We start from the raw sequence: 6,654 nt of genomic DNA, 5'->3' as shown, positions 1-6,654 counted from the left end.
TGATGCTCCTGAGCGACGAGGACGAGCCGTATTTCAATAGCCCGAACTACGACCTCGTTTGGATTGGCGTCGTCTCCGCGACGCTAACCCTGTCCATCCTCGCCCTCCTGACGTACGCCTATATCTGGTGGCGTCAGCGGCTCCTCGAAGAGAATCTGTTCGAATACCTGCTGGAGAACGTCTGATACTATGAGCGATAAGAGACCCGACATCCACGACGTGAATCGCCTGAACGACTACGAGGAGCGCGACGCTTGGGATATGTTTCTCGACATCTGGACATCCAAGCTCGGTATCTTCGTAATCGGTCTCATCACCACCGCGCTGATGGTTTTCGGCGTGTTCCTCGCCCTCGGATACTGGAACATCACCATCGTATGGGGTGAGACGGAAATCATCGCCGTACTCTCCATCTTCGGCGCACTCGGACTCGGTGGGTGGTTCATCGTCCTCCCGATGCTGAGCCTGTCGTCCACGCCGTTCGAGCTTCTCGTCAAGGTGAACAGCACCCACGACACCATTCTCGATGCGTGGGTAATGCACCCGGTGCGGATGGCGAAGGTTTCTGTGACCGAGGGCCGCGCGGCCACGGCGTCCATTCGTGGCGTCCCTGTGTTCTTCGTCCGCGAATATAACTCGAAGACTCGCGTGGCGAAGGGCACGTGGCGCGGCGAGATGAACGACATCGAGTTGGAGACGCACGTCGAGGCGATGAAGCAGAACCGAGGGAAGCTCCGGCGCTGGGCACAGATTGGACAGCAACTCTACGCCCGGTTCCCCGCTATCGCGACGGCGGTTGAGACCGCCTACTGGCGGGCGATGAGCGACGATAGCATCAAGCGGAAGGCTCGACACCCTGAGGTTATCGAGTCCGAGGTCTACGACAGCGTGGAGATGCTTATCGACTCCATCGAACTGCCCGGCGAGGGAGAGCCCGACGCCGAGGAGATGTTCGAGGAGGCCGCTGAGAACGAGGTTGGAGAGATTCCCGATGAATGGGGTGACTCGGCATGAGCGGGGATTACGATTGGCTCACGGTCATCCGACTCAAGGAACGCCTTCTGAGCGCCGACATCAACGCCCTCCAAGAGAGCGGCCTCGTAGACGACGAGACCATCGACGACCTCATCTCGTTCGAGCGAGCGTATGAACCGGGGTCGCGTGAGCACTGGAAGACAGGCGAGCCCGCCGTGTTTCCCGAGAATACCGAGGAGTGGCGAGACATCGTTCGCCCCGTCGTCTCGAAGGAAATCGGGAAGGCCCTGCGGCAAGGGAATATGCGTCTGCTGGAGTATGCCGCTGGAGCCGATAGCGATGACCGCGACGTGCCGTTCCAAGAGGCGCTCACGCTAGAGGAGCAAGTCCACGGCGACGACTTCAAGATATTCGTCTTCACAGGCGGTCAGGGGGGCGGAAAAAGCTACTTCGCCTACGTCCTCGCGAAGTACAAGGTGCGCCTCTGTGAGCGCGATGGCATCCCCGTACGGGCCGTCACGAACTCGCTCTCGGCGGTCGAGATGAACGAGGAACTGGAGTTCGTCGGGTCGCCCAAGCAACTTCTCGACTACCGGCTGGAGAACCCGGGGCAAATCGTGTTCGTCCTTGACGAGGCCTCATCGTTCTTCGATTCGAAGGGCGCGGGTCACGCCGCTGACCTCGCGAAGTTCGTCCCGTTCCTCCGGCGGCTCCGTAAGATGCGTATCCTCGTCATCGTCGTCTCCCACCGTGCTATGGACATCGGAACGGACATCCGCAAGCTGGAGAGCGTCGTGTTCATCCACAAGCCCGACCAAGACAAGGCGGTCTTCTACGAGGACGAGAAGGACGGGAAGCTCAAGGACAAGATAATGGAGATTTCGGGCTACACGACCGACGAGCGGTTCGATTACAAGAGCGAAGACCTGTTCATTAGCTGGAAGTGGGAGGGGCTAGACGACATCGTTGACCTGATGGAGAACCCGCAGGAGTTCCGGCAGTTGTGGGAGGAGAAAGGGGTCGTGAAGGACCTCCGCGAACTGGCCGAGCGCATCGAGCAGGCTGAGGACCTGAAGGACGACCGGGCCGACCGCATCCGGGCGTGTGCAGACCTCGGATACTCCCAAGCCGAGATTGCCGAATTCGCGGACGTGAGCAAGACTACGGTTAATTCTATCCTCGACGTTCAGGAGGTGAACGACTGATTCGACCGAATATCGACTTTCTTCAGAGCGAGGACCTCTTCTTCACAAGGTACAGGGCATATGTGGCGGTATTTAGTCGCTGAACGAAATCGACCGAGATAACTCCCACTCCCCCCGTAGGGGGGAGTGACCTACCGCCGTCGTCATCGACTCTACGTTTGGCCTCTGTGAGATGCGTTCGACCGTGTTCAGCCCGCATTCTATGAGGAGGTTTATTAGCGAGAGCGGGCCATTTCACGGTAATGATTGAGCCGGGAGAAGTGTCTGATTGGATGGAATCTAACTCTGCAAACGCTCTGGTGCACGGTGATAACCGCGATGTTTTGCAGGAGTTCCCCGACTCATCGGTCGATTGCATTATGACTTCCCCGCCGTACTGGGGTGTTCGAGAGTACGCGGGCGAGAGTACGCTCGGTAACGAAAAGACCGTGCAGGAGTTCGTCGATAACCTCCTCAGCATCTTCGGTGAACTCCAGCGAGTTTTGAAGCCCGGAGGCTCGTTCTGGCTGAACATCGGAGACACCTATCAAGACAAGGATTTGACTGGCGTTCCGTGGCGGACGGCACTCGCGATGAAAGACCGGCAAGACTGGATTCTGCGAAACGACGTAGTATGGAACAAGGTGAAGGGCAACCCGAGCGCGGCCAGTGACCGCCTCCGGGTGATGCACGAGTACGTGTTCCACTTCGTTCAGCAGAAGAGCTACTTTTACGACGACGATGCAATTCGGGAGCAAGAGGACTTCAAACTCACGTGGAAAGAGAACGGGGATGTCGTATCACCGACTGGTGTCTCTGGCGCGCGCTATCGTCGCCAGATTGAGGGCAACGACGCCCTGACAGAGAATGAGAAGCAGAACGCTCTTGATGCACTCGAAGACCATCTGGGGCGAATGGAGAACCGCGAAATTAAGGACTTTCGAATGGTCATCCGCGATGAACAGCGGACGACACACGGGGACTCTGAGGACCTCTCCGGGCGCGCCCGTGAGTTGGCCGAGAACGGCTTCTATTTCCTTCGATACAACGCCAACGGACCGATGCCGGAGAACATCTGGGACATCGTGCCTGAGGACGAGCATCGCGACGATACTCACTGTGCGGTGTATCCTGTGGACCTCTGCGAATTGCCCATCAAGGCCACGTGCCCAGAGGATGGCATCGTTCTCGACCCGTTTGCTGGAACAGGGACGACAGTCGTTGCGGCCAACAAACACCAGCGGCGCGGTATCGGAATTGACGCCAGTAAGGAATATCTGGAAACTGCTGAGTCGCGCCTCGATAGCGGCGTTCAGATGACGTTCGATACGATTTAGAACCGCTTCTCTATCGTATCACAGAACTCCTTTCGAGTGGGTGGTGCGTCGTCGTCTGGGGGAACCATCATATCAGTTACACCATCGATGTCCGCAGACAGTTTCTCGTCAATCGCCCATTCGTAGTTGTCAGTCTCGTGGTTGTAGTCCATACGGTACGAGTAGAAGTGAACGGGGTCGTCCTTCCGCGCGCTTCGAAGGCCGGAGGCGTCGTAGTTGTCGCGAATGTAATCGATAGACACGTCCTGAACGAGGAATATGAGATTCTCCCCCCACTCTCCGAACGTCTGCCCCTTCTTGTACGCCTGTTGCATCATCGTCTTCGTCAGTGACATCGCCCAATTAATACCGTAGTTTTTACTGACATCCTCCATATCGGCGTCATCGTCGAAGTAAGCCTCTCGATGGTTCCAAACCGAGCCGGTGGTATCGAGCGCCTGTATTTCGACGCCCGCGAAGTCAATGACTGTCCCATCGTCAGCCCGCTTACCTGCTACGTAGTCGATTGATGTACCCTGTAGAGGGACCTCGGGTGTTGCAAAGTACTCGCCTTCGTTCACGAACAGCGACTCGATTTCGTTGAGGACTTCGGGTGTCTCGAAACGATGGGGACAGATACAGTGGGGCTTGTACTCTGCCTGACCCTGCCCCCGGTATCCGACTGCACACGTCCCGATGCTTTCTCCCTCGCTTTTGCGTCGCTTCTTGCACGTACCGTCAACGAAGGGGCAGTGGTCGTCCTCCATTCCCTTCTTGGCCTCTTCACGATTAGCGTAGAACTCGCCGTAGAATTCGACAGGATATTTCTCGATGTCGGGTTGCATAACTCGGACCTGTTACCCACAGTGCATGAACCTTTCGTCTAAATGGGAATATCTATAATTCGAGTGCTTCTCGAAGTGTTTCGAGGGCCGCCTCTGCTTCGGATTGGTCGGTGACGCTCGTCACCACCACCTTGCCAGTACCGAATATCAGCATCACCACTCCTTTGTCTGGCGGTCGGTAAACCAACCCGGGGAACTGCTCGGGTTCGTATTCTGTGTGTTCGAGCCCTAACTGGAGGCAGACTGCGTTGAGGTCGAGAGGAGTGCCGAGGTCGCCAGTACATACCATGTTCTGGAGAGCGAAAGTGACGCATTCTGCGTCAGCAATGATTTTGCGACGCGCCAGTAGGTGAGCGAATTCTGATTTTGCATCGTAGAGGGCATCCAACGACGAGCCGCTTCGGACGATGTATTTCCCCGTCCGGTATGCAATTACCAGCGCATCCTGTTCTGGGAAGCGTAGAACAAGTTGCCAATGTCTGCCCGGGTCATACTCCGTCACTATCTCATCTACGTCAGCGTGTAGTTGTGAGAGGTCGATTTCCGCCCCAACCTCGCCCCCTCCCACCAAATTAACGACCTCAACCATTCAATTGCGGACTATCCTCCTTTGACCTTAGTTCGTAGGGTATCCGTCGAGTAGAGTAACCCTACAGGCAACAAGCAGAGTGAGTCCCGAGTGTGCACGGGAAAACTTATGCCAAACTATCGGGAACTCGGTTTGTGGACGTTGGACGGGTATGGGGTAGGGGTACTTCGTACCCATCCAACATTTCCTTATTCCCTCTGAGCTGAAAGCAAGTCAGTCATTTGGTCACTGGCTCTTGGGCCCGCTATATCTCGACCGGTAACTGTCAGTGAGAAGATAGTGCTCCAATCACCTCGGACGACATCCTATCAGATGATGTGGGAAATCATTCATTTGCTCGTCGTAGGCGTCGTAGGTTGCTTCTTCATCGGCTATATGACGCCGAAGGCCGCCATCTGGGGGTCGATTACGACTATCATCGCTTGGTTGTGCTTTCATCTCGTTCCGGGCGCGGACCCGGCGATGGTTCTCAATGCGCTCATCCCGCGCATCGCGGACCTGTTTTTTGTCTTTCCGAGAGCAGTCGGATTGGCCTCGGACTCGATGGGTGCGGAGGCAGGACTCATCGGCGTGCTGGCTGTCCTCGTTTGGGCCGTCATCCTGATTGTGCCCTACGTCGTCGGGATGATTCTCGGCGTGCTGACGTGGCCGGAGCTCATCTTCCTGCGACTCCTCCTCTGACTACGGCTGACGGGCAGTCGCTCGTGGCGACGGAACCCCTATAGGAGAATTGACAATAAATCGAGGTATGGCGTCTGTATCGACAGAACCGTGTCCCGATTGCTATTGCTTGATGCTCGAACACGCGGAGAAGCTCGACTGTCCCGAGTGCCCGTTCCGAGTGTACAAAAATGACCTGCGGCGTCCCGCTGGTGATGCGCGATGACTGCCTCGTCGAACGTCCGGCTTGACGGCGTGAGTCCGGAGTCCATCGTCCACATCTCAACGTGGGGGGTGGCCGACGACCGCGACACCGAGGGCGACGACGCCCGGTGGGACGATGACTGACCGAGGACGCTTCGGGCGGTGTTCCGAGTGTCGGAGAGACGTGATGCTCTATCCCGAGTGCGATTGGCAGTGCGCCTCGTGCTACGAATCCACGACTGACTGGAGTGCTGGTGACCTGAAGGATGTTCTCGATGATTCGGACGTGGACGCAGATGAAATCGTAGCTGAACTCGAACGACACGAGTTCTACTCGGAGATGAGGGAGAAGCTCCGACGAGAAGGGTCGAACGTTCTGCTCATCGACCACGCCGCGATGATGGGTGATGCCGCCCGTGGACACGATGACTGACCCCGGGCATCCCATCCTCGGCGCGGTCGTCTCCGGCGTCGCACTCGTGGTCGCGATTCTTCTCCGGCGGTTCGGGCCGTCGAACTGACGATACTCCTTTGCACGCCGTTCTCGTTATCTCGTGTATGCCGACATCCGACTCGAACGGGGGTGAGATTACAGTCTACGTCGCGATGCGCGGCGAGAACTACGAAGGCGGCCACATCCTCGGAGTGTATGCTTCGTACGAAGACGCCGAGAAGCGGGTTCTCGAAGAGCGTGCGAAGCGATATTTCGTCGGGTGCGACTGGGCCAAGGTGGTCGAGGAGACCGTCATCGAGGGCGACGTAGAACCTGACCCGATGACGGGGGTTGAGGAAATTCTGAACGGCGAGTTTGCCACGAAGGATGAGGTTCGGGAAGTGTTCCTGTCTGAGTAACTCGGTGTCGCATTTTGAGGTATTCTCCG

The 6,654-nt window shown here is 57.1% G+C and carries 10 protein-coding genes; 8 read left to right on the top strand and 2 right to left on the bottom strand.

Annotated features, from left to right (window positions below; all coding sequences use genetic code 11):
• From AUR64_RS20760 to AUR64_RS14720, 4 genes are all read left to right on the top strand, one after another.
• Positions 1-185 (top strand): hypothetical protein (locus tag AUR64_RS20760; RefSeq protein ID WP_058582686.1); only part of this gene is annotated, 185 nt, incomplete at its 5' end.
• Between the two features lie 4 nt (positions 186-189).
• Positions 190-1,014: a hypothetical protein gene (locus tag AUR64_RS14730; protein ID WP_058582685.1), complete on the top strand. Its 825-nt coding sequence runs from the start codon at positions 190-192 to the stop codon at positions 1,012-1,014.
• Positions 1,011-2,180 carry an ATP-binding protein gene (locus AUR64_RS14725; protein ID WP_058582684.1) on the top strand — a complete coding sequence of 390 codons (1,170 nt, stop codon included), beginning with the start codon at positions 1,011-1,013 and terminating at the stop codon, positions 2,178-2,180. Before AUR64_RS14730 ends, AUR64_RS14725 begins: the two co-directional genes overlap by 4 nt.
• Before the next feature lie 242 nt (positions 2,181-2,422).
• Positions 2,423-3,496 carry a DNA-methyltransferase gene (locus AUR64_RS14720; protein WP_058582683.1) on the top strand — a complete coding sequence of 358 codons (1,074 nt, stop codon included), beginning with the start codon at positions 2,423-2,425 and terminating at the stop codon, positions 3,494-3,496.
• Here AUR64_RS14720 and AUR64_RS14715 read toward each other — a convergent pair.
• Together AUR64_RS14715 and AUR64_RS14710 are read right to left on the bottom strand one after the other, a co-directional pair.
• The gene (locus AUR64_RS14715; RefSeq protein WP_058582682.1) at positions 3,493-4,320 is read right to left on the bottom strand and encodes a NotI family restriction endonuclease; all 828 of its coding nucleotides are present in this window, start codon (positions 4,318-4,320) and stop codon (positions 3,493-3,495) included. The two genes, AUR64_RS14720 and AUR64_RS14715, sit on opposite strands and share 4 nt — an antisense overlap.
• A 52-nt stretch (positions 4,321-4,372) precedes the next feature.
• Entirely contained in the window at positions 4,373-4,909 is a 537-nt protein-coding gene (locus AUR64_RS14710) for a TATA-box-binding protein (RefSeq protein WP_058582681.1), read from the bottom strand.
• 312 nt (positions 4,910-5,221) lie between these two features.
• On the opposite strand from AUR64_RS14710, the gene AUR64_RS14705 reads away from it, so the two are divergent.
• The 4 genes from AUR64_RS14705 to AUR64_RS14695 all read left to right on the top strand — a co-directional run bounded on the left by AUR64_RS14705 (position 5,222) and on the right by AUR64_RS14695 (position 6,625).
• Positions 5,222-5,590 carry a hypothetical protein gene (locus AUR64_RS14705; protein WP_058582680.1) on the top strand — a complete coding sequence of 123 codons (369 nt, stop codon included), beginning with the start codon at positions 5,222-5,224 and terminating at the stop codon, positions 5,588-5,590.
• A gap of 201 nt (positions 5,591-5,791) precedes the next feature.
• Positions 5,792-5,917, top strand: a complete 126-nt coding sequence (locus tag AUR64_RS21265; RefSeq protein WP_276203540.1) for a hypothetical protein — start codon at positions 5,792-5,794, stop codon at positions 5,915-5,917.
• Between the two features lie 43 nt (positions 5,918-5,960).
• Positions 5,961-6,206 carry a hypothetical protein gene (locus AUR64_RS14700; protein ID WP_058582679.1) on the top strand — a complete coding sequence of 82 codons (246 nt, stop codon included), beginning with the start codon at positions 5,961-5,963 and terminating at the stop codon, positions 6,204-6,206.
• Between the two features lie 125 nt (positions 6,207-6,331).
• Positions 6,332-6,625 (top strand): hypothetical protein, encoded by a 294-nt coding sequence (locus AUR64_RS14695; protein WP_058582678.1) that lies wholly within the window; start codon positions 6,332-6,334, stop codon positions 6,623-6,625.
• Positions 6,626-6,654 lie beyond the last annotated feature (29 nt).

This window comes from Haloprofundus marisrubri (assembly GCF_001469955.1).
Classification (GTDB): Archaea; Halobacteriota; Halobacteria; order Halobacteriales; family Haloferacaceae; genus Haloprofundus; species Haloprofundus marisrubri.
The sequence above is the reverse complement of the archived record's forward strand: the minus strand, read 5'-3'. Positions and strand labels throughout refer to the sequence as shown.